Source organism: Shewanella sp. S1-58-MNA-CIBAN-0166 (assembly GCF_040310085.1).
Lineage (GTDB): Bacteria > Pseudomonadota > Gammaproteobacteria > Enterobacterales > Shewanellaceae > Shewanella.
This window is the reverse complement of the sequence record NZ_JBEOPN010000074.1, coordinates 1-876: the sequence shown is the minus strand read 5'-3', so window position 1 is coordinate 876 and position 876 is coordinate 1. Positions and strand designations below refer to the sequence as shown.

At 45.2% G+C, this 876-nt stretch carries 1 protein-coding gene; it reads left to right on the top strand.

What is annotated here, in order from left to right:
* Positions 1–876: flagellin hook IN motif-containing protein (locus tag AAEY99_RS21125; RefSeq protein WP_351011931.1), on the top strand; the 876-nt coding region annotated here is incomplete at both ends.

Below are 876 nucleotides of genomic sequence, written 5' to 3'. Positions count from 1 at the left end.
CTGCAAGAGGAGTTAACCCGTATTGCAGATACCACTTCATTTGGTGGTAAAAAATTATTGGATGGTACTTTTGGTAGTCAGTCTTTCCAGGTTGGCTCCGAAGCTAACGAAACTATTTCTATGTCATTGAATAATGTAGGTGCTAAATATATTGGTGGTGAACAGATAGCTGCAACTCTTGGTACTACAGCTGGCCGAGTAGATGACGGGACTCTTGCGTACGCAACGTCAACGCTAACCTTTACGGACACGGCTAGTTCGGATACGGTTGATATATCAATTGGTGCTAATGATGACGCCAAGTCAATAGCGGCATTGGTAAACGCAAGCAGTGCAGGTGTTAATGCTACCGCTACAAACGTTGCCGAGTTGACTGCTACTTTTAATGGTGCTACGGGCTTAAGCTTCACTATCGGAGGTGCGACAGTAACCGGTGCGACGGATAACGATAGTATTATTAGCCAAATTAACCAAAATTCATCGACCACTGGCGTTAGCGCTGCGATGGTCGACAGTAAATTGCAAATTACCAATAAAGATGGTGGTGACATGGCATTTACTGCTGGCGCCTATACTGGTGGTGCTAGCCCTACTTTGACGTTAGCAGCGGTTATTGATGGCACAACCGTCACTACCCCTGTGCCCTATGATGCTACCTCCGGTGGTAATATTAATGGGACGGTATCGTTTAGTTCGTCAAAAGAGTTTACAACCTCGGGTTCAGCAGCTACAACTGTTTCGGACGCGGTAAAAACATCAACTTTAAAGACGATTGATTCAGTGGATATTTCTGACGTAGCGGGTTCGCAATTGGCAATCGATATTATTGACGGTGCTATTGCGATGATTGATAGTAATCGAGCTGATTTGGGTGCG